General features: G+C 72.6%; 22 protein-coding genes. 11 read left to right on the top strand and 11 right to left on the bottom strand.

Annotated features, from left to right (window positions below):
• Positions 1-93: 93 nt before the first annotated feature.
• Positions 94-2,256: a germacradienol/geosmin synthase Cyc2 gene (gene cyc2 / locus ACZ63H_RS12590; protein ID WP_469864147.1), complete on the bottom strand. Its 2,163-nt coding sequence runs from the start codon at positions 2,254-2,256 to the stop codon at positions 94-96.
• 151 nt (positions 2,257-2,407) lie between these two features.
• On the opposite strand from cyc2, the gene ACZ63H_RS12585 reads away from it, so the two are divergent.
• Positions 2,408-3,217: an alpha/beta fold hydrolase gene (locus ACZ63H_RS12585; RefSeq protein ID WP_469864146.1), complete on the top strand. Its 810-nt coding sequence runs from the start codon at positions 2,408-2,410 to the stop codon at positions 3,215-3,217.
• Positions 3,214-4,479, top strand: coding sequence for a cytochrome P450 (locus ACZ63H_RS12580; RefSeq protein ID WP_469864144.1), 1,266 nt, complete (start codon positions 3,214-3,216; stop codon positions 4,477-4,479). The genes ACZ63H_RS12585 and ACZ63H_RS12580 overlap by 4 nt, the downstream gene beginning before the upstream one ends.
• 122 nt (positions 4,480-4,601) lie before the next feature.
• Here the strand turns inward: ACZ63H_RS12580 and ACZ63H_RS12575 are convergent, their stop codons facing one another.
• Both ACZ63H_RS12575 and ACZ63H_RS12570 read right to left on the bottom strand, forming a co-directional pair.
• Entirely contained in the window at positions 4,602-5,249 is a 648-nt protein-coding gene (locus ACZ63H_RS12575) for a ScbR family autoregulator-binding transcription factor (RefSeq protein WP_469864142.1), read from the bottom strand.
• A 409-nt stretch (positions 5,250-5,658) separates the two neighbouring features.
• Positions 5,659-6,309, bottom strand: coding sequence for a Tat pathway signal sequence domain protein (locus tag ACZ63H_RS12570; RefSeq protein WP_469864141.1), 651 nt, complete (start codon positions 6,307-6,309; stop codon positions 5,659-5,661).
• A gap of 623 nt (positions 6,310-6,932) precedes the next feature.
• On the opposite strand from ACZ63H_RS12570, the gene ACZ63H_RS12565 reads away from it, so the two are divergent.
• From ACZ63H_RS12565 to ACZ63H_RS12555, 3 genes are all read left to right on the top strand, one after another.
• Positions 6,933-7,616, top strand: a complete 684-nt coding sequence (locus ACZ63H_RS12565; RefSeq protein ID WP_469864240.1) for a DUF6230 family protein — start codon at positions 6,933-6,935, stop codon at positions 7,614-7,616.
• Positions 7,616-8,071, top strand: a complete 456-nt coding sequence (locus ACZ63H_RS12560) for a DUF6114 domain-containing protein (RefSeq protein WP_469864139.1) — start codon at positions 7,616-7,618, stop codon at positions 8,069-8,071. The genes ACZ63H_RS12565 and ACZ63H_RS12560 overlap by 1 nt, the downstream gene beginning before the upstream one ends.
• 157 nt (positions 8,072-8,228) lie before the next feature.
• Entirely contained in the window at positions 8,229-8,684 is a 456-nt protein-coding gene (locus ACZ63H_RS12555; protein WP_469864137.1) for a tellurite resistance TerB family protein, read from the top strand.
• A gap of 79 nt (positions 8,685-8,763) precedes the next feature.
• On the opposite strand, the gene ACZ63H_RS12550 is transcribed toward ACZ63H_RS12555, so the two are convergent.
• The 8 genes from ACZ63H_RS12550 to ACZ63H_RS12515 form a co-directional block, all read right to left on the bottom strand.
• Positions 8,764-9,717, bottom strand: a complete 954-nt coding sequence (locus ACZ63H_RS12550; protein WP_469864135.1) for an ABC transporter substrate-binding protein — start codon at positions 9,715-9,717, stop codon at positions 8,764-8,766.
• A 152-nt stretch (positions 9,718-9,869) separates the two neighbouring features.
• Positions 9,870-10,544, bottom strand: a complete 675-nt coding sequence (locus ACZ63H_RS12545; protein WP_469864133.1) for an ABC transporter permease — start codon at positions 10,542-10,544, stop codon at positions 9,870-9,872.
• Complete coding sequence (locus tag ACZ63H_RS12540; protein ID WP_467938208.1) at positions 10,541-11,194, bottom strand: ABC transporter permease; 654 nt, start codon at positions 11,192-11,194, stop codon at positions 10,541-10,543. Before ACZ63H_RS12540 ends, ACZ63H_RS12545 begins: the two co-directional genes overlap by 4 nt.
• On the bottom strand, positions 11,191-12,324 hold the full coding sequence (locus ACZ63H_RS12535) for an ABC transporter ATP-binding protein (RefSeq protein WP_469864131.1): 1,134 nt from the start codon (positions 12,322-12,324) through the stop codon (positions 11,191-11,193). Before ACZ63H_RS12535 ends, ACZ63H_RS12540 begins: the two co-directional genes overlap by 4 nt.
• Positions 12,325-12,512: 188 nt before the next feature.
• The gene (gene msrB / locus ACZ63H_RS12530) at positions 12,513-12,920 is read right to left on the bottom strand and encodes a peptide-methionine (R)-S-oxide reductase MsrB (RefSeq protein WP_469864129.1); all 408 of its coding nucleotides are present in this window, start codon (positions 12,918-12,920) and stop codon (positions 12,513-12,515) included.
• A gap of 19 nt (positions 12,921-12,939) precedes the next feature.
• Positions 12,940-14,331 carry a UDP-N-acetylmuramate--L-alanine ligase gene (gene murC / locus ACZ63H_RS12525; RefSeq protein ID WP_469864127.1) on the bottom strand — a complete coding sequence of 464 codons (1,392 nt, stop codon included), beginning with the start codon at positions 14,329-14,331 and terminating at the stop codon, positions 12,940-12,942.
• A gap of 147 nt (positions 14,332-14,478) precedes the next feature.
• Entirely contained in the window at positions 14,479-14,952 is a 474-nt protein-coding gene (locus ACZ63H_RS12520) for an indole-3-glycerol phosphate synthase (RefSeq protein WP_469864126.1), read from the bottom strand.
• 129 nt (positions 14,953-15,081) lie between these two features.
• Positions 15,082-16,065, bottom strand: a complete 984-nt coding sequence (locus ACZ63H_RS12515) for a pyrimidine reductase family protein (RefSeq protein WP_469864124.1) — start codon at positions 16,063-16,065, stop codon at positions 15,082-15,084.
• A gap of 36 nt (positions 16,066-16,101) precedes the next feature.
• Between ACZ63H_RS12515 and zapE the strand changes: the two genes are divergently transcribed.
• The 6 genes from zapE (at position 16,102) to ACZ63H_RS12485 (ending at position 22,698) form a co-directional block, all read left to right on the top strand.
• The gene (zapE, locus tag ACZ63H_RS12510; protein WP_469864122.1) at positions 16,102-17,205 is read left to right on the top strand and encodes a cell division protein ZapE; all 1,104 of its coding nucleotides are present in this window, start codon (positions 16,102-16,104) and stop codon (positions 17,203-17,205) included.
• Between the two features lie 201 nt (positions 17,206-17,406).
• Positions 17,407-17,802 carry a hypothetical protein gene (locus tag ACZ63H_RS12505; protein WP_469864120.1) on the top strand — a complete coding sequence of 132 codons (396 nt, stop codon included), beginning with the start codon at positions 17,407-17,409 and terminating at the stop codon, positions 17,800-17,802.
• An 83-nt stretch (positions 17,803-17,885) separates the two neighbouring features.
• The gene (locus ACZ63H_RS12500; protein WP_469864118.1) at positions 17,886-18,464 is read left to right on the top strand and encodes a carbonic anhydrase; all 579 of its coding nucleotides are present in this window, start codon (positions 17,886-17,888) and stop codon (positions 18,462-18,464) included.
• Between the two features lie 8 nt (positions 18,465-18,472).
• Positions 18,473-19,951 (top strand): SulP family inorganic anion transporter, encoded by a 1,479-nt coding sequence (locus ACZ63H_RS12495; RefSeq protein ID WP_469864116.1) that lies wholly within the window; start codon positions 18,473-18,475, stop codon positions 19,949-19,951.
• A gap of 105 nt (positions 19,952-20,056) precedes the next feature.
• Positions 20,057-21,037 carry a slipin family protein gene (locus tag ACZ63H_RS12490; protein ID WP_469864114.1) on the top strand — a complete coding sequence of 327 codons (981 nt, stop codon included), beginning with the start codon at positions 20,057-20,059 and terminating at the stop codon, positions 21,035-21,037.
• 137 nt (positions 21,038-21,174) lie between these two features.
• Positions 21,175-22,698 (top strand): FAD-dependent oxidoreductase, encoded by a 1,524-nt coding sequence (locus tag ACZ63H_RS12485; protein ID WP_469864113.1) that lies wholly within the window; start codon positions 21,175-21,177, stop codon positions 22,696-22,698.
• Positions 22,699-22,768: the final 70 nt, after the last annotated feature.

Below are 22,768 nucleotides of genomic sequence, written 5' to 3'. Positions count from 1 at the left end.
GGCGACTTGTTGTTCCCCTTGCTCCTGAAGACTCCCGAGAGCGCACCGAAGTTCCCTGAATGCCCCGTTCCGTACGAGGAGATTCGGCGATTGTCAGCCGAGCGACGGGACGGGCACGGCGGGCGGCCGGTCGGGCAGGAAGCCGTGGGCGCGGCGGCCCAGCCACTCGGCCTTGTAGCGGTCGACGGAACGGTGCCAGTTCAGGATGCCGGCCAGCCAGTTCTGCAGATCCAGCACATAGGCGGCCATGGCGGTCCTGGCCTTCCCGGACAGCGCCAGGTCGTCGTAGAGGAGGGGCAGTTCGTGGGCGATGACGTGCTCGAACTGCCGCATGCGCTGGGTCATCAGGTCGTGGACGACGGTCAGCGCGGAGGGGTAGTCGACGCCGAAGAAGTTCTGGACCACCAGGATGGCGTTGTGGATCTCGCCCTCGTACTCGATCTCCTTCTGGTAGGAGAAGACGTCGTTGAGGAGGCAGGCGTAGTCGATGGCGGCGTTCTCCAGTGAGCGCACCGGGCCGCTGGCGTACACCTCGGCCGGGACGGCGGGTCCCTGTCCCATCCGGCACAGGCTCAGGGTGAGGTCCGAGCCGAAGGTGGCGCGCCGCGTCTCCAGGTAGTCGACCGGGTCCGGGACGCGGTTCTGGAGCTGGTTGGACAGCTCCCACACCCAGCTCTCGGTCATCGCGTCCACGGCCGTCTTCAGGGCGCGCCGCTGGTCGGTGGTCATGGTGGCCGTGGTGCGCGTCCACAGGTCGAGGAGGGCGCGTTCCATGGCGTTGCCGGGGACGACGGGCGGTTCGCCCTCGACCGGCATGCACTGGGAGAGCCGGGCCGTGGTCAGGCGGGCGGCGGCCAGGTCCCTGCGGTGGCCGTACACCAGCGGGTAGTAGTCGTCGCCGTAGGTGCCCCAGGCGAGCCAGTGGGCGCTGAGGTCGAGGGCCTCGGGGGTGGCGTCCGGGTCCAGGCCGGCCGAGCACAGCGCGAGGTCGTAGGCGGCGAGCTTGTCCTCGTCCCAGACTCCCTCCTGGAGGATGCCCATGCGCCGGCACCAGTCGACGAGGTGGCCGCGGGCCTGGTCGAGGTGGGGGCTGAGCTGGAGTTCGTAGGGCATGTGGAGGTCGGGGACGCGGGACGGGCCGACCTTCTGGAAGGGCACGTGCGCGTAGGCGCGCAGCCGGCTTCGCGCGGCGGAGGCGAGGAGCGCGCCGATGTCGGCGGCCGAGGTGCCGGGGCCGCTCGGCGTCTGCCACGGCGAACGGGACCGCACGCCCTCGTTCATGTAGCGGCTGGAGCGCAGGTGCCACTCGTGGCCGCCGGACTGCCAGTCCTGGAGTCCCTTGGTGTAGGCGGCGACGGCGGCGACCTCGCCGGGGGTGAGGCCCTTCTCCAGGGCGACGGCGGGGACTTCGGTGAGCGCGGTGTGCTCGAACTGGTGCAGCCGGGAGGTGAGGACGTCGTTGACGGTGTCGGCGGCCTCCTGGGTGGTGCAGCCGAAGAACGTCTCCAGCACCAGGACGCCGTTGCTGTTCTCGCCCTCCTCCTCGACCTCGCGCTGGTAGGAGAAGAGGTCGTTGCGCAGGTGGACGGCGTCGGAGAACGTCTCCATGAGGACGCGCAGCGGCCGGGTGCCGGCGACGGCGGCGGGGACCTCGGCGGTCGCGTACTCCACGAGCCCGGCCGACCAGGGGGCGCCGCCCACCTTGCGGCGCATCTCGATGTACTCGACGGGGTTGGCGATGCGCCCCTCGTTGATGTTGGACAGCTCCCACATCGACTCGTTGAGCAGGTGTTCGGTGGCCACGGAGAAGCGGCGCCGCCAGTTGACGGACATCGCCGGCACGGTGCGCGCCCACAGGTCCTTCAGGCCCGCCTCCACCGGGTTCTCCGGCTCGGGCACGGGCGTGCCGGGGTCCAGGGGCATGAACAGCGGCAGGCGGTCCAGGTGCGCCTTGCCGGCGGCGCGGTCCTGGGTGCGCTTGAACATGTCGAGGAAGTGGTCGTCGAAGAAGAAGACCCACACGTACCAGTCGGTGATCAGCGACAGGGCGGGGCCGTCGCAGTCGGGATGGGTGTAGGCGCACAGGAGTCCGTAGTCGTGTGCCTCCAGGTCGGCCTGGTCCCAGATCCCGGAGCCCTCCAGCATGCCCATCTCGCGCGCCCACCGGGTGGAGTGGGCGCGGGCCTCGTCCAGGTGCGGGTTGAGCCGCGCGGGGTACGGCATGTAGAAGTGCGGGAGTTCGAACGGTTGCGTCATGGCCGGGCCCTACCCTCGCCCCCTGACTCGCATCCAGCCCAAGGCACATGATCACACCATCGCGTGAACCCTCCGGTAAAGCGGCAACGCGGCCGGGGGTTGTGGCGTTCACTGCCTTGCCGCGCCCGCGGGCGGGGGCCACGGTAGGCGCATGACCCCCTTCGTGCTGCCCCATGAGGTGCACGGCGACGGCGCCCACCGGGTGTTCGCCGTGCACGGCTGGTTCGCCGACCGGTCCGCGTACGCGCCCGTGCTGCCGGACCTGGACCGTACGGCGTTCACCTACGCGCTGGTCGACCTGCGCGGCTACGGCGAGGCCCGGGACGCCCCGGGTCCGTACACGACCGCGCGGGCCGCCGCGGACCTGGTGGAGCTGGCGGACCTGCTCGGCTGGCGGCGGTTCTCGGTGGTCGGGCACTCGATGGGCGGCGCGGTGGCCCAGCGGCTGCTCGCGGTGGCCCCGGACCGGCTGCGCCGGATCGTGGGGGTCTCGCCTGTGCCCGCCTCGGGCCTGCCGCTGGCCGGGGAGCAGGCGGCGCTGTTCGCACAGGCGGCGCACCGCGCGGAGAACCGGCGCGCGATCATCGACTTCACCACCGGGGGCCGCCGCCCGGCCGCCTGGCTGGACCGGATGGTCGCCCGCTCGCTGGAGCGCAGCGACGCCACGGCGTTCCGGGCCTGGCTCGACTCGTGGTCGGGCGAGGACTTCAGCGCCGAGGTCGCCGGCGGCGGGGTGCCCGCGCTCGCCGTGGCCGGCGCGCTCGACCCGGCGCTGTCACCGGAGGTCATGCGGCGGACCTGGCTGTCCTGGTACCCGCGCGCACGGCTGGCGGTCCTGCCCGGCGCCGGACACTGCGCCATGGACGAGACCCCGCTGGAACTGGTGCGCACCGTCGAGGACTTCCTGCGCGCGGACCAGGAGGAAGAGGCGCGCGGCGCGAGCCGGGACGGACGGGCGTGAGCGGGCGCGCGGCCCCGCCGGTGCCGGACGTCTTCGATCCGCGCCGGTACGCCGAGGGCGTGCCCTACGACGACTACCGCGTGCTGCGCGACCACCATCCGGTGGCCTGGCAGGAGGAGCCGGAGGTGCTGGGCTGGCCGGCCGGACCCGGGTTCTGGGCGGTGACCCGGCACGCGGACGTCGTCCGTGTGCTGAGGGACGCGGGGACGTACTCCTCCCACGCGGGCGCGACCCAGATCCGCGACCCCGATCCGGCGGACCTGCCGTTCATCCGGCGGATGATGCTCAACCAGGATCCGCCGGACCACGGGCGGCTGCGCAGGCTGGTCAGCCGCGCCTTCACGCCCAGGCGCGTGGAGCGGTTCGCGGCCATCGCCCGGGAGCGCGCGCGGGCGCTGCTCGCGGGCGCCCTCGCGCGGGCGCGGGAAGGGGACGGCACGGTCGACCTGGTGGCCACCGTCACCGACGAGTACGCCCTGCTGAACCTGGCGGACCTGCTGGGCGTCCCGGCGGGCGACCGGGGGCTGCTGCTGGACTGGACGCGCCGGGTCATCGGCTACCAGGACCCGGACGAGGCCGGTCCCGCGGTGCTGGACCGGGCGGGCAGGCCGGTGAATCCGCGCTCGCCGGCGATGCTGCGGGACATGTTCGACTACGCGGGGCGGCTCGCGGCGCACAAGCGGCGGCATCCCGCCGACGACATCGTGACGACGCTCGCCCACGACGCCGAACTCGCGGGCGCGGAGCTGGAGATGTTCTTCTTCCTGCTCACCGTGGCGGGCAACGACACCGTGCGCGCCGCCGCCCCGGGCGGACTGCTGGCACTGGCGGAGCGTCCGGGGGTGTACGAGGCGCTGCGCACCGGCAGGGCCGGGCTGCCGTCGGCCGTCGAGGAGTTGCTGCGCTGGCACCCGCCGGTGCTGACGTTCCGCCGGACCGCCGTGCGCGACACCGAGCTGGCGGGCCGGCGGATCCGGGCGGGCGACAAGGTGGTGGTGTTCCACGCCGCGGCCAACCGGGACGAGCGGGTGTTCGCCGGCCCGGACCGGTTCGATCCCGCGCGCTCCCCCAATCCGCATGTCTCGTTCGGGGACGGCCCGCACGTCTGCCTGGGCGCGCACTTCGCCCGGCTGCAACTGCGGCTGCTCCACGAGGAGGTGCTGCGCGTCCTGCCGGGCCCGCCGGTCCTCGCCTCACCGGCCGGACGGCTGGTGTCGAACTTCATCAACGGCGTCAAGTCGCTGCCACTGCGACTGGTTTGACGGACGGACCCGCGCCGGCGGGCCGGCGTCGGCGGGGTCCGGCCGCCGGCACCGGTGCCGGTGCCGGCGATCACGGGGACGAAGGGGGCTCCGGGGCGCGGCCGTTGCCGTGCCGCGGCGGTTCAGGCGGCGCGGACCTCCCGTTCCAGTTGCGTGGCCAGGGTGACGTAGCGGGGGCGCCGGTGCACCGGGACGAGGCCCCGGATCACCAGGTGCCACATCTCGGCGACCCTGCGCGGCAGCCGCCCGACGGGTTCGAGCGAACGGCCCGCGACCCGGGTGCCGATGAAGAAGCAGACGAGGGAGTGGGCGACCACTCCGACGTCCAGATCCCCGTGCAGATCGGCTTCCCGGACGGCTCCGTTGAATTTGCGGGTCGCGAAGTCCAGCCATTCCGTGAACGGATGCCGCAGCGGCGGCCGTACGGCGATGTCCGCGGTGGCGAGGCGGAGTCCGGCGCGCGGCACGGGATCCTCGACGGCGAGCCGGGCGATCCCGAAGGTGGTGCGCATCAGGGCCTCCAGCGAGGAACAGCTGCGGCCCTCGATGTCGGCCACGAGCTGCCGCGCGGCCTTCGCCTGGAGTTCCAGGATCGCCTGGGCCAGGTCCTCCTTGGCCGCGAAGTGGAAGTACAGGGCGCCCTTGGTGACCTTCGCATGTGCGACGATGTCGCTCAGGCTGGTGGATTCGTAGCCATGCCGGTCGAACAGGTCGGCGGCGGCCGTGATGATGGTTGCGCGGGTCTGTTCAGCGCGTAACTGCCTCGCCATCCCGTGACCCCTCCTCGCACCTCAAAAGAACAGGACATGCGGTTTGTTTTCGATCCCCCGCATACGATAACTCACCACACGGGTTCGGGAGTCCAGAGGTCCACGCACGCGATACGACACGTGTCAGCGGCGGGACGGCCCCTGGCGGGCTCCGGACGACGAGCGCCGCCCGCCCGGTCGTCGCGGTACGAGGCGGACGTCCGGTATTCAACGAAGCGCCAGGCCGGCGCAAAACAGCAGAACCGGTCGGTGCTTTCGCGCCCCTTGAGAGCCGAACGCGCCCCTCCACGCCCCCTGGGCACGGCGAAGCCGCCGGCGCGGCCGTGTATCCACGGGACGCGCCGACGGCGGTGTGCGCGGCGAGGAGCCCCGGCTCGCGGCTACGACGCGAACCGGGCCCTCCGGGCGGTCAGTTCACGTAGACCCGGGCACCGGCATCGGTGACGGGCGCGTACTTCGCCGTGAAGTAGCCGTTGGTGAAGCACAGCGACGATCCGGAGAACTTGGTGAACTGCTGGTTGGTGAAGGTGATGCTGCTGTCGGCGTTGTCGGCCTTTCCGGTCAGGCTGGGCGCCTGGTACACGCAGGTCACGGAGCCCAGCAGGGTGCGCAGCTGGACCGTGGCCTGGATGACGGAACCGCTCGGGGGCGTCACCGTGAGGGTGCCGCTCGACGTGATCGTCGCCGAGTACGGCAGGTTGTTGATGGTGATGCCGTTGACACCGGTGACACCGGTGACGTTGCTGGTGCAGGTGTTGCTGTCGAAGGTGTGCGCGGTGACGGACTCGGTGGCCGTGCCGGGCGCGGCCGGGTTGGAGGTGGCCTTGGCGGTGAACTGGGACGCGGTGCACTTGACGCCACTGGTGCCGGTCGCGCTGGAGTAGAACGTGGCGGGCGTGCCGGTGGCCAGGGGCGCGGTGAGGGTGTCACCGACGGCGACCGCGGTGCCGCCCGTGCTGCCGGTGGTCAGGACCGTGCCGGCCGCGGACGCGGGGGTGGCCCACACGAGGCCGAGCGCGGTGGCGGTGCCGGCGAGGGCGAGGAGGGAGCGCGTACGCATGCGGGTGCCTCTCTTCCGAGGTGGGGGACAGATGAGGTGCGGTGGGGGGTGGCGGGCGGTGCGTGCGATGCCGCCGGCGCGGGGCCGTGACGCCTTCTCCGTACGTTGCGGATCCGCGACGGCGGCACACCGGGTCCCGGCCACGGGCCTTGGGGGAAGACCTCGGGCCGGTCCGGGCAAGGGGGGCGGCCGGCACGGCGGAAAAAGAGGGAAAGCGACCCGTGCCGGAGCCGCGCTGCGAGGTGGAGCGGTTGCCGTACAGGGCCGGGAACGCGGCCGGTGCAGCGCCGCTGGACGCGACTGGCGCGCCTGCCGGATCCGGCGCCACGGATCCGTGGAAACTGGGGAAGTTGTAGACCTGATCAACCGTCAGAGTCAAGCCATCGGACGCGAGTTGATGCTCGCGGTGACGGCACGCGCAGGTCCGTCACCGGTTTTCCACATCTCCCTTGACCCTTCAAACTAACCGGCGGTAACTTCGCCGGAGGCTACTGCCGCGTAACCAGAAAACCCTCGCACCCGCCGGGAGTCGCGAGGAGGGGTGCGCGGCATTCGCTGTCCGCGCCAGGACACCGCGCCACCTGAAGCCCAATCCGCATTGATTCATGCACATGGGAGCAGACATGGCCTCGTCCCCGGACATCCCGTCCACCGGCAACACCCCCGAGAACCCGGGGGGCGGCACCCCGTCCGGAGCCCCCGGCTCCGGCGGAGCGAGACGAGGGCGGGTCAGGGCCCGCCGCGCCGCGATGATGGCGGTTCCCGCCACCCTCGCGGCCGCGGGTCTCGCGGTCCTCACCGCCCAGGGAGTGCTGGGCGTCCAGTTCGCCATCTCCGGCATGCCGTTCACGGTCGCCGCGCAGGACCTGGACGGCAGTGGATTCGAGCAGTTCGGCGCGCTCGACAACATGGCGGAGGGCAGCCCGAACGCCGGGGACACCGGCGGACAGGTGCTCGTCGTCACCTCCGCGATCAAGGAGGCCACGCTCACCAAGCTGTGTCAGAGCGTCGACCTCGGCGGCACCAATCTGCTGATCACCGCGGGCAACGGCAAGAAGAAGGTCACCGCGACCGACCTGACCACCGACTCCACCGTGCTGTCGGGCGACGCCGAGTTCAACAAGATCGAGATCGGCAACGACGCCAGCACCCTGGACAAGGCGGGCGTGAAGGGACCGATCGGCGTGTTCAGCCAGCAGGCCGACCACGTGCACATCGCCGACCTGCGCCAGACCAACTACGCGACCACGGCGGCGGTGTTCCGGCTGCCCGGGCTCAAGCTGCGCTTCAGCGACTCGGGTTGCTGATGGCCGGGCCGGACCGTACACGCCGGGGACCGAGGCCCGCCTTCCGCGGATGGCGGGCCCGCCGGCCGTTCTGGGGCGGACTGCTGCTCTCCCTGGGCGGCGGCGAGATCCTGCTCACCGAGAAGGCCTCGCTGAAGGTCGTGCTGCACATCGGCATGCAGGGCCTGGCCGGCTATCTCCTGCCGACCCTCATGGTCCTGCTCGGCCTGCTGATCCTCTTCAACCCCGCCCAGCGGCTGTTCTACTCCATCACCGGCATGCTGCTCTCCCTGGGCAGCTGGCTCACCTCCAACCTGGGCGGCTTCTTCATCGGCCTGCTCCTCGGCGCCGTCGGCAGCTGCCTGGCCTTCGGCTGGCTGCCGGACCAGGAACCGCGCGTCGGCCGCCGCGAGCGCCGCAGGCGGGCGCGGGCCCTGGCGGCACGGCAGCCGGAAGGAATGGAGAGGGCGGCCTGACGCGACCGGGAGACCGGACACCACGACACGTCCCACCTCGCCGGCACTCGGTGTGGATCCGTGGAACTTCCCGGCCGCTCCGTTAGTTTCTACGTTGCTGTAGAAGTTTCCGCCGGGTGCCGCGAGAGGTGTCCGGCGGCTCGTACGAGGAGTGCACATGGCCCTGTGGGACCGCATCAAGGAGTCGGCGTCGCAGATGCAGACCCAGTTGGTGGCGAGGAAGAACGATCTGAAGAGCGGCGCGTTCCGCGACGCGAGCATGGCGATGTGCGCGCTCGTGGCCGCCGCCGACGGGACGGTGGACCCCTCGGAGCGGCAGCGGGTGGCCCAGCTCATCGCCACGAACGAGGTGTTGCAGAACTTCCCGGCGGACGACCTCAGGCGCCGTTTCGAGGACAACCTGAACAAGCTGACGACCGACTTCGCCTTCGGCAAGGTGAGCGTGCTCCAGGAGATCGCCAAGGCGAAGAAGAAGCCCGCGGAGGCGCGGGCCGTCGTGCAGATCGGCATCGTCATCGGCGGCGCGGACGGCGACTTCGACAAGACCGAGCAGGCCGTGGTGCGTGAGGCCTGCTACACGCTGGACCTGCCGCCGCACGAGTTCGACCTCTGAGCCGTGGCCCAGGCCCGCGCGGGTGTCCCCGGGAATCGGGGGGACCCGCGCGGGCCGCGGCTGCCCGGACCGGTGGGTGTCAGACGAGCCCGGCGGACTTCAGCCAGGTCCGGGCGACGTCCAGCGGGTCCTTCTTGTCCGCCTGCACCCGGGTGTCCAGCTCCAGCAGGGTCTTGGTGTCGAGCTTGGCGGAGACCGCGTTCAGCGCGTCGACGCCCTTCTGCGGCAGCGCGCCCTTGCGGACGAGCGGCTGGACGTTCTGGAAGCCGAAGAGGTTCTTCGGGTCCTGCAGGACGACGAACTTCTCCTTGGTGATGTGCGGGTCCGTGGTGAAGACGTCCGCGACCTGCACGGCGTTCTGCTTCAGCGCCGCCAGCGTCAGCGGGCCTCCCGTGTCCAGCGCCTTGAAGGACTTGAACTCCAGGCCGTAGACGGACTTCAGGCCCGCCAGCCCCTGCTGCCGGGCCTGGAACTCCGGTGAGCCGCCGATGACCAGGTCCTCGGCGACGTCCTTCAGGTCGGCGATGGAGGACTTGTCCGTGAGGTGGTACTTCTCCGCGGTGGCCGCGTTGACCGTGACGGAGTCCTTGGACTGCGCCGACGACGGCTGGAGCAGGGTGAGCCGGGAGTCCAGCCTGGCGTTGATGGCGTCCCCGGTCTCCTCCAGGGTCTTCGGCGTGGCCTTCTTGTCGAGGTGGGCCAGCAGGGCGCCGTTGTACTCGGGCATCACCGAGAGGGAGCCGTTCTTGATCAGCCCGTAGGTGGTCTCGCGGCTGCCGATGTTCGGCTTGTACGTGACCTTGATGCCCTTGGCCTTGAGGGCCTCGCCGTAGATGTCGGCGAGCAGGGTGGACTCGGGGAAGTTGTTGGAACCGACGACCACGCTGTCGCCGTCCGCCTTGCCGCCGGTCAGGGGGTTGTCGGCCTTGTCGTCGCCGGAGGAACAGCCCGCCAGCAGAGCCGCCGCCAGGGCGACCACCGCCGCGCCTCTGCTCCCCCGGATGGTCCTGCTGATGTGGGTCGTTGAAGTCACCCGTCGATCCAATCCAGCCGCTCGTCCGTCAGTCAAGTGCCGCCGGCCGGCAATCCGCGTCGATCCGCGTCCGGTGGCGCACACCCGGTGCCCTCCTTGCGGTGGTTTCCCGGTCCACGCGCGCCGGCCCCTGCTCTCCGCCGCGGCGGCCGTCAACCGCGGCCGCCCCGGCGCACTCCCGGCGACACCGCGAGCCGGGACACCGCCCAGAACACGGCCAGGGTCACCAGGGCCAGACCGGCGACCAGGGCGGCGCCGCCGACGACCTTCTCGTAGTCCTTCTGGTAGAGGCCGTCGATGATGTACCGGCCGAGGCCGCCCAGGCTGACGTAGGCGGCGATGGTGGCGGTGGAGACGATCTGGACGGCCGCCGTGCGCAGCCCGCTCAGGATCAGCGGGAGCGCGACCGGCACCTCCACCTGGAACAGCACCCGCGTCTCGGGCATGCCCATGCCCCGGGCGGCGTCCACCGGCGAGGGGTCGACGGAGCGGATCGCCTCGTAGGTGGTGACCAGGATCGGCGGGACGGCGAGCACGACCAGCGGGATCATCGCCGGCAGCAGCCCGATCCCGATCCAGATGACCATCAGCACCAGCAGGCCGAAGCTGGGCAGCGCCCGGCCGGCGGTGGCGAGGAGCGCGAGGACGTTGCCGCCCCGGCCGGTGTGGCCGGTGAGCAGGCCGATGGGCAGACCGATCCCGGCGGCGATCGCCAGCGCCTCCAGGCAGTACCCGACGTGCTCGGCGAACCGGGTGGGGATGCCGTCGTAGCCGTGCCAGTGGGCGCCGTCGCCGAAGAAGGCGCGCGCGAAGTCGAGGACGTTCACCGGCCGGCCCCCTTCCGCGGCATCCAGGGCGTGAGCAGGAAGCGGAGCAGCACCAGCGCGGCGTCGGCGAGCACGCCCAGCACTCCGATGGTCAGCACCGCGTTCACGGCCAGGGCGGGGCGGCCGTAGGTCTGGGCGGCGTAGAGCATGTTGCCGAGGGCGCCCTGGTTGCCGATGAGCATGCCGACGCTGACCAGGGAGATGCTGGACACGGTCGCCACCCGCAGCCCGGCGATGAGGGCGGGCACGGCGAGCGGGAGCTGGATCTGGAAGTACCGGCGTACGGCGCCGAAGCCCATGGCCTGGGCGGCGGCCAGGGTCTCCGGCGGCACCGAGCGGACGCCGTCCACGATCGCCGGGACGAGCACCACCAGGCTGTAGAGCGCGAGCGGGATCATCACCGTGGTCTCGCTCTGCCCGAAGTAGTCGATGAGGACGACGAAGAAGGCGAGCGACGGGACGGCGTAGAGGATCGTGGCGACGCCGAGGACCGGCGGGTAGATCCAGCGGAAGCGCACGCACAGCTGGGCGACGGGCAGCGAGACGAGCAGTCCGGCCAGCACCGGCAGCAGGGCCTCGCGCAGGTGCAGCCCGACGAGGCCGAGCCAGCCCTGCCCGAGGTCGCTCGGGAGGTCGAAGAAGCCGTTCACCGCCCGGCCGTCCCCTCGGCCCGCTCGGCCACCCGGCTGTGCGCGGCCCGGATCGCCTCGGCGATGACCTGCTGGGACACGACGCCGACGGCGCGCCCGTCGCCGTCGACCGCGACCGCCCATCCGGTCGGCGACAGCACGGCACCGTCGAGCGCGGCCCGCAGCGAGTCGGTGCCGGCCACGAACGGCCGTCCGTGGTCGAGGAGCCGGTCCCGGTCCACGGCACCGGCGGTGAGCCGGCCGGGCTCGCTCCAGCCGAGCGGCCTGCCGTCGGAGTCGGTGACGAGGAGGTAGGGGGCGGCCGTGGCCCGGGAGGCGAGCGTGCCGGCGTCGGCGTCGGCCGGCACGAGGGGCTCGGTCTGCAACTCCAGCCCGGCGGACGGGAAGAAGGAGAGCCGGCGGATGCCGCGGTCGGCGCCGAGGAAGTCCTCCACGAAGGAGTCCGCGGGCGCGCTCAGCAGTTCGGCGGGCGGGGCGTACTGGGCGAGCCGGCCGCCGGTGCGCAGTACGGCGACCTTGGTGCCGAGCTTGATCGCCTCGTCGATGTCGTGGGTGACGAAGACGATGGTCTTGCCCAGTTCCTCCTGGATGCGCAGCAGTTCGTCCTGGAGCCCCTTGCGGACGACGGGGTCGACGGCGGAGAACGGCTCGTCCATCAGCAGCACCGGCGGGTCGGCGGCGAGCGCGCGGGCCACGCCGACGCGCTGCTGCTGGCCGCCGGAGAGCTGGTACGGGTACCGCTTGGCGAGGGCCGCGTCGAGTCCGACCCGTTCCATCAGCTCGGCGGCCCGGGCCCGGGCCTCGCGCCTGCTCCGGCCGAGCAGGCGCGGGACGGTGGCGATGTTGTCGAGGATGGTGCGGTGCGGGAAGAGGCCCGCGTTCTGGATGACGTAACCCATCGAACGGCGCAGGGTATTGACGGGCTGCTGCCGGATGTCCCGGCCGTCGAGGAGGATGCTGCCCTCGGAGGGCTCCACCATCCGGTTGATCATCCGCAGGGTCGTCGTCTTGCCGCAGCCGGAGGGTCCCACCAGCACGGTGATCGCGCGATCGGGTATCTCCAGCGACAGCCGGTCGACCGCGACCGTGCCGTCCGGGTACCGCTTGGTGACTGCATCTATCCGTATCAAAACGCCGCGTACCCTTCGGTCCGACCGCTCGGGGCTGATGCCGGGAGAGTCTAGACCGCACGCGTCACGAGCCCCGGGAGGAACACCGGCCGGTACGACGGCCCCGGCGTCCTCGGCGCGCCGGGCCCGCACGGGCGTGCCGCGGTGCGGCACGCCCGGCCGGTGGTCCGGGCTCGGCGGCGGTGGCCTCAGCCCTCCGTGGGGCGCAGCCGCAGGGAGATCGAGTTGATGCAGTACCGCTGGTCGGTGGGGGTCGGGTAGCCCTCCCCCGCGAAGACGTGCCCGAGGTGGGAGCCGCAGCGGGCGCAGCGGACCTCGGTGCGGACCATGCCGTGGGAGCGGTCCTCGATCAGCTCGACGGCGCCGGAGTCCTTCGGGTCGTAGAAGGACGGCCAGCCGCAGTGCGACTCGAACTTGGTGCCGGAGGTGAACAGCTCCGCGCCGCAGGCCCGGCAGGAGTACACCCCCTCGGTCTTGGTGTCCGTGTACTCACCCGTGAAGGCCGGTTCGGTGCCGGACCGGCGCAGCACGGCGTACTCGGCCGGGGTCAGCTCCGCGCGCCACTGCTCGTCCGGCTTCTCGACGTCGTACGCCATCAGTTCTCAGCTCCTTCGCCTACCGCGCGAGGCGGTCCAGGATCAGCGGGCCCAGGTCGGTCACGTCGCCCGCGCCCATGGTGAGAACGAGATCACCGGGCTTCGCCATTCCCGCGATCACCGCCGGGATCTCCGTCCTGTCGTGGACGGCGGTCACATCGGCACCGGCCGCGCGCGCCGCCTCGATGATCAGCTCGCTGGTCACGCCCGGGACCGGGTCCTCGCGGGCCGGGTAGATGTCGAGCACCACCGAGGCGTCGGCGAGGGCCAGCGCCTGCCCCATCTCCTTGCCCAGCTCCTGGGTGCGGGAGAACAGGTGCGGCTGGAAGACGACGAGGATGCGGGCGTCCCCGGCGGCGCCGCGCATGGCCTCCAGGTCGGCGGTCATCTCGGTCGGGTGGTGGGCGTAGGAGTCGATCACCTGGACGCCGGCCGCCTCGCCCTTGAGCTGGAGGCGCCGCTTGACGCCGGTGTAGGCGGCGAGGGCGGGCGCCAGCTCGGCGGCCGGGACGCCGAGGGCGGCGCCGGCGGTGAGCGCGGCGACCGCGTTGAGCGCGTAGTGCCGGCCGGGCACGGAGACGGCGAAGGTCAGCTCCTGTCCGTCCAGCACCACCGTGACCCGGCTCCTGAGCCCCTGCGGGACGATGGACAGCACCCGCACGTCGGCGTCCTCGGCCTCGCCGTAGGTCACCACCCGCACCGCGCCCGCGCGCACCCGCCGGGTCAGCTCCCGGGCGCCCTCCTGGTCGGCGGAGACGACCAGGGTGCCGCCCTCGGTGATCCGGTCCACGAAGGTCTCGAAGGACTCGTGGATCTCGTCCATGGAGGCGTAGTTGGCGTGGTGGTCCAGCTCGACGTTGAGGATGATGGCGACCTCGGGCGCGTACTTGTGGAAGCTGCGGTCCGATTCGTCCGCCTCGGCGACGAAGATGTCGCCCTCGCCGTGCAGCGCGTTGGAGCCGGGCGCGTCCAGGTCGCCGCCGATGGCGTACGACGGCTTCAGGCCCAGCTCGGTCAGGGAGACCGCCAGCATGGAGGTGGTGGTGGTCTTGCCGTGGGTGCCGGCCACGGCGATCGGCCGCAGCCCCGTCATCAGCGCGGCCAGCGCGTCGGAGCGGTGCACCACCGGGATGCCCAGCTCGGCGGCGCGGACCAGCTCCGGGTTGTCCTCGCGGATCGCCGACGACACCACGACACAGCTCGCGTCGTCGGCGAGGTGCCCGGCCGCGTGCCCGATGTGCACGGTGGCACCGAGCGCCCGCAGCGCCTCGGCGGTCGCCGACTCCCTGGCGTCGCTGCCGGCCACCGCGGCCCCGCGCTGGGCGAGGATCTTGGCGATACCCGACATCCCGGCGCCGCCGATGCCGATGAAGTGCGGTCGGTCCATGGCGGTAGGAAGGCCGGGTGCCATGCGTTTCTCCCCAGAGACGGTACGAGCTGGAAGCACGCCTAGCCTATGCGCTGAAGCACCGCCGCCCCCGCAAGGGGCGCGGGGCGGCCCGCCCGGGGGCGCGCCGGCACCCCGGCCGGGCGCTCGGCCGCCGTCCCGGCGAAGCGCCTACGCCTTGCTGTGCGAGAACAGCTTCAGCACCGGCACCCCCACCTTGTGCCGCGCCCGCGAGGCCCAGTCCCGGTGGAAGAACTCCTCGACGTAGTGCGGATCGGTCAGCACGATCACCTCGTCGGCGCCCACCTCGGCCACCAGCGCCTTCAGCGCGTCCAGCGGGTGGTCCTCCACCAGCCGCCCCTGCGCCGCGCTCCCCGTGGAGCGCAGCGCCTGGAGCGACACGTCGAGCGCCTGCTGCCCCACGCCGCGCGCCTCGTGCCCTTCGGGGGTCTCCCCTTCCCGCACCGCCTCGTCGAGTTCGCCGAGCGCGATGTCGTCGATGGCCCGCAGCAACCGGTCCGCCTGCTCGCCGCGCGGCTGGAGCAGGACGTGGAAGGAGACGGGCTCGTCTCCGTGCAAGGTGGTGACGAACTCCACGTCGGCGGACGTCAGGGCCTTCTCGATCATCAGAACGCTTGTGAACACCAGGCGCCTCTTCTCCTTAGAGGGCCCGGCAGGGCCCCTGCGGAAACCATCCTTCCCCGTGATCGCACGGGTACTGCCGGATTAAGTCTGCCCTCCGGAAGCGAACCGGAACGGCTGATTCCGTTGATTTCAAGGCCGACGGTAGCGCCCGAAGAGGAAACCGTCCTCCTCCAGCAGGGACGCGAGGGCGAACCGGTGCGGGACGGCGACCGACGGTCCCCCGGCGATGCGCTGCGCACCCCCCGCCGTCAGCGTCGGCGAGACGGTCAGGCACAACTCGTCCAGCACCTGTGCGGCGATCAGCTGCCCGAGCAGCCGGGGGCCGCCCTCGGTGAGCAGCCGGGTGTGCCCGAGGCCGGCCAGGGTCTCGGGGGGGGGGGGGGGGGGGGGGGGGGGGGGGGGGGGGGGGGGGGGGCGGGGGGGGGGGGGGGCGGGGGGGGGGGGGGGGGAGATGGGGGGGGGGATGGTGGGAGGGAGGGGTGGTCCGTCGGGCCCGGCTGTTCGGGGGGGGGGGGGGCCGCCCCCCCCCCCCCCCCCGTCGCCGGCGACCAGCACCCGGGCCCCGGCCTTCTCCGCGGCGGCGACCCGGTCGGGGGCGGCGGCGGCCCCGGTGAGGATCAGCGTCGGGACCAGGGGCGAGGTGAACAGGGGCAGGGTGAGGTCCAGGTCCAGGCTCGCGGTGACGATCGCGATCGCCGGGACCGGCCCCTGCCCGGCGGCCGCGCGGGTCCCGGCGAACTCGGCGCGCACCCGGGCGGGGCGGTACCCCTCCTGCCGTACCGTTTCCGCACCGACCAGCACGACGTCCGCGAGCGCCCGCAGCGTGCCGAAGATCCGCATGTCGGCGGCGCTGGAGATGGGCTTGGAGTGGCCGTCGTGCTGGGCGGCGCCGTCGAGGGAGGAGACCATGTTGGCCCGCAGCCACGGCCGCGGGGCGCCCGGCGCGGGCTCCGGGTAGGCGTAGGCGGCGGCCAGTTCGGCGAGGCTCCACTCCCGGTCCGCGGCCGCGGCGGGGCCGGCCGGCCCCCCGGCGGCGGCGCCGGCCGCGCCGTCCGGCGCTCCTGTGGGGTCCTGGGCTGCTGTTTCTTCGGTCACAGGGAAGAGGCGTCGCATTCGTGCAGTGTGACACGGCGCTTAGCATGGATAACCGTGTCCTCCTCCAGCGCCACCCCCGGTTCCGGCCCCCTGACCGACGCGGGCCCCCTGTCCCTGTGCGCCCGCGAGCCGCACGTGCCCGCGGACCGGCTGGTCGCCGAGATGGTGCCGCCGCCGCGCTTCGACTCGGTCCGCTTCGCCACGTACATCCCGGACCCGAACCAGCCGAGCCAGACGGAGGCCGTCAAGGCCCTGGAGGGCTTCGCCGCCTCCCTGGGCGGGCCGCCCGCGTCCGGCGGCGGCCTGCGCGGCTTCTTCGGTTTCGGCCGGGCGAAGGCCCCCAAGGCGCCGGCCGGCCCGAGGGGGGTGTACCTGGACGGCGGCTACGGCGTCGGCAAGACCCATCTGCTGGCCTCGCTGTGGCACGCCGCCCCGGCCGACCCGTCCCGCAAGGCGTTCGGCACCTTCGTGGAGCTGACCAACCTGGTCGGCGCGCTCGGCTTCCAGCAGACGGTGCGCACGCTGTCCGGGCACAGCCTGCTGTGCATCGACGAGTTCGAGCTGGACGACCCCGGTGACACGGTGCTGGTGTCGACGCTGCTCGGCAAGCTGGTCGAGGCGGGCGTGGCGCTCGCCGCCACCTCCAACACGCTGCCCGGCAAGCTGGGCGAGGGACGCTTCGCCGCCGCCGACTTCCTGCGCGAGATCCAGGGCCTGTCGGCCCACTTCCGCGCGCTGCGCATCGACGGCGAGGACTACCGCCACCGCGGTCTGCCCGAGGCCCCGGCGCCCTTCTCCGACGAGGAGGTCATGAAGACGGCCTTCGCGACCGAGGGTGCCTCGCTGGACGACTTCCCGAGCCTGCTGGAGCACCTGGCCACGGTGCACCCGAGCCGGTACGGCGCGCTGACCGACGGGGTGCGGGCGGTGTGCCTGACCGGGGTGCGGCCCGTGCCGGACCAGTCGACGGCGCTGCGGCTGGTGGTCCTCGCCGACCGGCTCTACGACCGCGAGGTCCCGGTGCTGGCCTCGGGGCTGCCGTTCGACCGGCTGTTCGGCGAGGAGATGCTGAACGGCGGCTACCGCAAGAAGTACTTCCGCGCGATATCCCGGCTCACCGCGCTGGCCCGGGACGCGAAGGGACTGGTCGGCGCCTAGCCGACGCCCCCCAATAACGGATCAACCACTGCGGGTCAAGGGCCACTTCAGGCCACGTGACCCGCAGTTTTTACGCTCTCTCAGCCCGTTAACGTCCAGTTAACCCAGCAAAGGACTTTGCGAGGCTAAGGTGTTTCTTGACCATCCATTGACCAAGGCTTGGTCTGGACTAGAAACATGAACACGGGGAGAGGGGGGCTCATGTTCCGCGGTACAGCCGTGCGGAGCCTGCTCGCCGTCCTCGGCGTGGTGCTGCTCGCGCTCCAGCTCCGCACAGGCACAGGAGTCTTCGCACCCGCGCACACGATCGGCACGGCGCTGACCGAGGCGCAGACCGGAATCACCTCCTCCATGCCGCCGGCGCGCGCCGGGGCGGACACGATCCGCGCCCCCGGCTCCCCGGAACTGCCCGTGGGCATCCCGCACGCCCGTGACCGGCACCGCGGTCCGGCGGCCGGATGCCCCGGCGAGAGCGCCCCCGTGTCCGGCCGGGCGCCCGCCGCGGGCCCGCCGGAACCCTCCGGCGGGCCGCACCAGCCCGCCCCCGGAGCCCTCAGAGCCCGCACCCCGGCAGCGCTCCAGGTCTTCCGCTGCTGAGGCCGGGCCGCTCTCCCCCGCCCCCCACAACCGTCGTTCAAGTCCGACGCGCCGGGCAGGCGCGCCAGGAGGAACCCACACCCATGCAGCCCCTCATCGACAACGCCCGCACCTTCGGACAGCGCCCTGAGGAGTTCGCCAAACTCGCCGAAGGCCAGTCCCCGCAGGTGCTGTTCATCACCTGCTCCGACTCCCGGGTCGTCCCGGCCCTGATCACGGGCGCCCGCCCCGGCGAGCTGTTCGAACTGCGCACCGCCGGCAACATCGTCCCGCCTTACGCCTCCGAACGCCCGACCGGCGAGGCGGCCACCATCGAGTACGCCGTGGAAGTGCTCGGCGTCCGCGACATCGTCGTCTGCGGCCACTCGCACTGCGGCGCCGTCGGCGCCCTGGTGCGCGGCGACGACCTCACCTCCGTACCGGCCGTGCGCGACTGGCTGGCCTCCGCCACCCCGCGCCCGTCCGGCAAGGCCGAGGACCCGGAGGTCGCCGAGGGCGTGCAGAGCCACGTCCTGACCCAGCTGCTGCGGCTGCGCTCGTACCCCTGCATCGAGCGGCGGCTGGCCGAGGGCGGACTGAACCTGCACGCCTGGTACTACGAGGTGCACACCGGCGCCGTACGGACGCACCGCCGGCCGACCGACAGCTTCGAGGCCCTGTGAGTCCGCCGATGACCGACAACCGCACCCTCATATCCCGTTTCCCCCATCTGAAGGAGGACTTCGCCGCCTCGCTCGTCGTCTTCCTGGTCGCCGTTCCGCTGTGCGTGGGGGTCTCCGTCGCCTCCGGTGCACCGGCCGAACTCGGCCTCGTGACCGGCATCGTGGGCGGCCTCGTCACCGGATTTATGCGCGGCAGCAGCCTCCAGGTGTCGGGCCCGGCGGCCGGCATGACCGTGCTCGTCTACGAGGCGGTCAAGGAGTTCGGCCTGCCGGTGCTCGGCGTGATCGTGCTCGCCTGCGGCGTCCTCCAGGTCGCCATGGGGCTGCTGCGGCTGGGCCGCTACTTCCGCGCCATCTCCGTCTCCGTCGTCGAGGGGATGCTGGCCGGCATCGGCCTGGTGATCATCGCCGGGCAGCTGTACCCGGCGATGGCCGCGAAGGCCCCCGACTCCGGCCTGGACAAGATCGGCGAACTGCCCGGCACGCTCGTGGACGCCTTCGGCGACACCGGCGCCCTGTCCTCGCTGGCGGTGGCCGCGGGCACCATCGCGGTGCTGCTGCTGTGGAAGCACGCCCCGGAGAAGGCGCGCACGGTGCCCGGCCCGCTCGCCGCGGTCGGGCTCGCCACCCTGGCCGTGTTCGCGCTGGACCTGCCCGTGGCCACGGTCGAGGTGCAGGGCCTGCTCGGGTCCGTCCAGCCGCCGCCGCTGAGCGCCTTCGGCGAACTGGCCGGCGTAGGACTGCTCGGCACGGTCGTCGCGTTCACCCTGATCGCGTCCGCCGAGTCCCTGTTCAGCGCGGCGGCCGTGGACCGGCTGCACTCCGGGCCGCGCACCGAGTACAACAAGGAACTCATCGCCCAGGGCACCGGCAACATGGTGTGCGGGGCGCTCGGCGCGCTGCCGATGACCGCGGTGATCGTGCGCAGCGCGGCCAACGTGCAGGCGGGCGCCCGCACGAAGGCGTCCCGGGTGCTGCACGGCGTGTGGCTGCTGCTGTTCGCGGCGCTGCTGCCCGGTGTGCTCGGCTACATCCCGATCCCGGCCCTCGCGGGCATCCTGATCCACGCGGGCGCCAAGCTGATCCCGGTCCGCTCGCTGGGCACGCTGTGGCGCGAGCACCGGGGCGAGGCGGTGGTCCTCGCCGCCACCGCCGTCTCGATCGTCGCGGTCAGCATGTTCGAGGGCGTGCTCATCGGTCTGGCGCTGGCGGTGGTGAAGACCGCCTGGGAGGCCTCGCACGTCAGGCTGGAGGTCGTGGACGAGAGCGCGGACCGGGTGGAGGCGCGTCTGACGGGCAACGCGACCTTCCTGAAGCTGCCGAAGATCCTCGACAGCCTGGAGTCGCTGCCCCAGGACCGTCCGGTCCGGCTCGACGTGTCCGGGCTGCACCACCTGGACCATGCCTGCCGCATGGCCCTGGACAACTGGGCGGCGCGGCACAGCACGGCCGGGACCGATCCGGTGAAGCTGGTCACGGCGGCGTGAGGGCGGGCCCGTGGGGCCGGGACGCCGGTACCTCTCGGCATCCGGGCCCCACGGGCCTATCGTGGCAACAACAGACAAAACCGACCTCTGGGCGAGGAGGTCACCATGGTCGAGGACCTTCTGGTGGCCGTTGTGGCGGCGGGCTCCGCCGGTGCCGTCTATCTGGCGTCGGCGGCCCGGGTGGTCAAGCAGTACGAACGCGGGGTGCTGTTCCGGCTCGGCCGGGTCACCGGGGACGTACGCCCGCCGGGCCTGAACCTGATCATTCCCTTCGTCGACCGGCTGCAGAAGGTCAACATGCAGATCGTGACGCTGCCGGTCCCGGCGCAGGAGGGCATCACCCGCGACAACGTCACCGTCCGGGTGGACGCGGTGGTCTACTTCCGGGTGGTCGACGCGGCAAGCGCCCTGGTGAAGGTCGAGGACTACAAGTTCGCGGTGTCGCAGATGGCGCAGACCTCCCTGCGGTCGATCATCGGCAAGAGCGACCTGGACGATCTGCTGTCCAACCGCGAGAAGCTCAACCAGGGGCTGGAGCTGATGATCGACAGCCCGGCGGTGGGCTGGGGCATCCAGGTCGACCGGGTGGAGATCAAGGACGTGTCCCTGCCGGACACGATGAAGCGGTCGATGGCCCGCCAGGCCGAGGCGGACCGGGAACGCAGGGCCCGGATCATCAACGCCGACGCCGAGCTCCAGGCGTCCAGGAAGCTCGCCGAGGCCGCCCAGCAGATGTCCGACACGCCGACCGCGCTCCAGCTGCGGCTGCTGCAGACGGTGATGGCGGTGGCGGCCGAGAAGAACTCCACGCTGGTGCTGCCGATCCCGGTGGAGCTGCTGCACTTCCTGGAGCGCGGCAACCGGCCGGACCCGCCGGACCAGGACCGGGCCCCCGCGCCCAGGGCGGGACACACCGACGGCGACCCCGGGCGGCGGACCGGCGGCGGCCCGCCGGGGGCGGCACGCGCACCGGCGAGGGCGGCCCACGGCCCACCGGGGGCGCAAGGCAGCCCGCCGGCAGCGGCCCGCGGGCCACCGGCGACGAACCCCACCGCGCGGCCGGCGCACCGCCCCGGCTCCCCGTGACCGGCACCGCCGGCGGCCCGCGGCCCCGGTGAGGGGCCCGGCGGGAGCCGGACCACCGCCTGTCCGGAGAGGACGGTGGCGCCGGGAGCGGCCGGCGCGGCAGACGTGAGCCGGCCCGCCCGGGGTACCCGGCGGGCATGCACGAGCAGCGAAGGCTCACCGATTCGTACTGGCTGCACACCGCTCCGGGGCCGGACCACCCCGCCCTGGACGCGGATGCCGAGGTGGACGTGGCCGTGGTCGGCGCGGGCATCGCCGGGCTGAGCACCGCCCACGCGCTGGCCCGGGCCGGGCGGCGGGTGGCGGTGCTGGAGGCCGGCCGGGCGGCGGCCGGGGTCACCGGATACACCACCGCCAAGCTGACGGCGCAGCACACCCTGATCTACGACCGGCTGCGGCGCACCCGGGGCGCGGACGGGGCCCGGCTGTACGCCCGTTCGCAGTCGGAGGCGATCGAGCACGCGGCGGAGCTGGTGGCGGAGCTGGACATCGACTGCGAGTGGGAGACCCGGGACGCCTACACCTACGTCCGGGACGGATCGCGGGTGGCCGAGGTGCGGGCGGAGGCGGACGCCGCCCGGGAGGCGGGGCTGCCCGCCTCGTTCACCACGCGGACCGGGCTGCCGTTCCCGGTGGCGGGCGCGGTCCGGGTGACGGGGCAGGCGCAGTTCCATCCGGTCAAGTACCTGCGGGCGCTCACCGCCGACCTGCTGCGGCTCGGCGGCCGGGTGTACGAGCACACGCGGGTGACCGGGCTGACGGAGGGCGAGCCGTGCCGGCTGACGACCGCGGCGGGTCCCGTGGTGACCGCCCGGGACGTGGTGATCGCCACCCACTACCCGGTGTTCGACCGGGCCCTGCTGTTCACCCGCCTGTCCCCGCGCCGGGAGCTGGTCGTGGCCGGCCCGCTGGGCGACGGCCCGGATCCGGACGGCATGTACATCACCCCGGAGGAGAACACCCGCTCGGTGCGCACCGCCCCCTACGGCCCGGACGGGCGGCGGCTGCTCGTGGTGACCGGGGAGCACTTCACCCCGGGCACCGGTGATCCGCGGGCCGGGTTCGACCGGCTCGCCGCCTGGGCGCGGACCCACTTCCCGGGGGTGAGCCTGGACCACGCCTGGGCCACCCAGGACAACGAGTCCACCGACACCGTCCCGCTGGTCGGCCCGCTCCACCCGGCGGCCCGGCACGCCTATGTCGCCACCGGCTTCGGCGGCTGGGGCCTGAGCAACGGGATCATGGCCGGGCTGCTGCTGAAGGCGCTGATCACCGGCCGGGACTGCGTCTGGCGGGAGCTGTACGACCCGCGCCGGCTGAAGTCGGTGGTCCGTGAGGCGCCGTCGCTGCTGAAGACGCAGGCGGAGGTGGCCCGGCACTTCGTCGGCGACCGGCTGAAACCGCCGGGCTCGGTGGCGGACCTGGCACCGGGCGACGGCGCGCTGGTCCGCCACGACGGCGAGCGGCTCGCCGTGCACCGCGACGAGGAGGGCGCCCTGCACGCGGTGTCCGCCCGCTGCACCCATCTCGGCTGCCTGGTCTCCTTCAACCGGGCCGAGCGCGCCTGGGAGTGCCCGTGCCACGGCTCGCGGTTCGCGGTGGACGGCTCGGTGCTCCAGGGACCGGCGGTCAAGCCGCTGGAGCGGCGGGAACTGGACTGACCGCGGGGAAGCGGCCCCCGGACGGGTGAGGGCACCACCCTCCTGGACGTCAATTAAGCATATAAACCGA

This window comes from Streptomyces sp. NPDC104831 (genome assembly GCF_055583025.1).
Note: the sequence above shows the minus strand (reverse complement) of the source record. Positions and strands in the feature narration are given on the sequence as shown.

Excerpts from the sequence above, each read along its gene's own strand:
- cyc2 (WP_469864147.1), bottom strand. The coding sequence starts at position 2,256 with ATGACGCAACCGTTCGAACTCCCGCACTTCTACATGCCGTACCCCGCG.
- ACZ63H_RS12585 (WP_469864146.1), top strand. The coding sequence starts at position 2,408 with ATGACCCCCTTCGTGCTGCCCCATGAGGTGCACGGCGACGGCGCCCAC.
- ACZ63H_RS12575 (WP_469864142.1), bottom strand. The coding sequence starts at position 5,249 with ATGGCGAGGCAGTTACGCGCTGAACAGACCCGCGCAACCATCATCACG.
- ACZ63H_RS12570 (WP_469864141.1), bottom strand. The coding sequence starts at position 6,309 with ATGCGTACGCGCTCCCTCCTCGCCCTCGCCGGCACCGCCACCGCGCTC.
- ACZ63H_RS12565 (WP_469864240.1), top strand. The coding sequence starts at position 6,933 with ATGGCCTCGTCCCCGGACATCCCGTCCACCGGCAACACCCCCGAGAAC.
- ACZ63H_RS12560 (WP_469864139.1), top strand. The coding sequence starts at position 7,616 with ATGGCCGGGCCGGACCGTACACGCCGGGGACCGAGGCCCGCCTTCCGC.
- ACZ63H_RS12555 (WP_469864137.1), top strand. The coding sequence starts at position 8,229 with ATGGCCCTGTGGGACCGCATCAAGGAGTCGGCGTCGCAGATGCAGACC.
- msrB (WP_469864129.1), bottom strand. The coding sequence starts at position 12,920 with ATGGCGTACGACGTCGAGAAGCCGGACGAGCAGTGGCGCGCGGAGCTG.
- murC (WP_469864127.1), bottom strand. The coding sequence starts at position 14,331 with ATGGCACCCGGCCTTCCTACCGCCATGGACCGACCGCACTTCATCGGC.
- ACZ63H_RS12515 (WP_469864124.1), bottom strand. The coding sequence starts at position 16,065 with ATGCGACGCCTCTTCCCTGTGACCGAAGAAACAGCAGCCCAGGACCCC.
- ACZ63H_RS12505 (WP_469864120.1), top strand. The coding sequence starts at position 17,407 with ATGTTCCGCGGTACAGCCGTGCGGAGCCTGCTCGCCGTCCTCGGCGTG.
- ACZ63H_RS12500 (WP_469864118.1), top strand. The coding sequence starts at position 17,886 with ATGCAGCCCCTCATCGACAACGCCCGCACCTTCGGACAGCGCCCTGAG.
- ACZ63H_RS12495 (WP_469864116.1), top strand. The coding sequence starts at position 18,473 with ATGACCGACAACCGCACCCTCATATCCCGTTTCCCCCATCTGAAGGAG.
- ACZ63H_RS12490 (WP_469864114.1), top strand. The coding sequence starts at position 20,057 with ATGGTCGAGGACCTTCTGGTGGCCGTTGTGGCGGCGGGCTCCGCCGGT.
- ACZ63H_RS12485 (WP_469864113.1), top strand. The coding sequence starts at position 21,175 with ATGCACGAGCAGCGAAGGCTCACCGATTCGTACTGGCTGCACACCGCT.